This is a genomic window from Enterobacter sp. DC1 (assembly GCF_000568075.1).
Lineage (GTDB): Bacteria > Pseudomonadota > Gammaproteobacteria > Enterobacterales > Enterobacteriaceae > Enterobacter > Enterobacter asburiae.
This window is the reverse complement of record NZ_AZUA01000017.1, coordinates 1-437: the sequence shown is the minus strand read 5'-3', so window position 1 is coordinate 437 and position 437 is coordinate 1. Positions and strand designations below refer to the sequence as shown.

Annotated in this window: 1 tRNA gene and 1 rRNA gene; both read right to left on the bottom strand. The window is 46.9% G+C overall.

The features are described 5' to 3' along the window. Positions 1 to 198 precede the first annotated feature (198 nt). Positions 199 to 274 (bottom strand) — tRNA-Glu (locus P346_RS00005). A gap of 85 nt (positions 275 to 359) precedes the next feature. Beyond that, positions 360 to 437: ribosomal RNA gene (locus P346_RS0122105) — 16S ribosomal RNA — on the bottom strand; the annotation flags it as partial.

The window sequence follows — 437 nt, the reverse complement described above, 5'->3', positions numbered from 1 at the left end:
TAACCTCACAACCCGAAGATGTTTCTTTCGATTCATCACCGACTTGCGAAAATTTGAGAGACTCGAACACACCATTTAAGATGTGTCGTTTCAATTTTCAGCTTGATCCAGATTTTTAAAGAGCAAATATCTCAAACGTCACCCGAAGATGAGTTTTGAGATATGACGGCAGGTGACTTTCACTCACGAACCAGCAAGTGGCGTCCCCTAGGGGATTCGAACCCCTGTTACCGCCGTGAAAGGGCGGTGTCCTGGGCCTCTAGACGAAGGGGACGTGTAAGTCTCAATCGCAAGACGCCTTGCTATTTACTTTTCATCAGACAATCTGTGTGAGCACTACAAAGGCAGGTTCTTTAAGGTAAGGAGGTGATCCAACCGCAGGTTCCCCTACGGTTACCTTGTTACGACTTCACCCCAGTCATGAATCACAAAGTGGT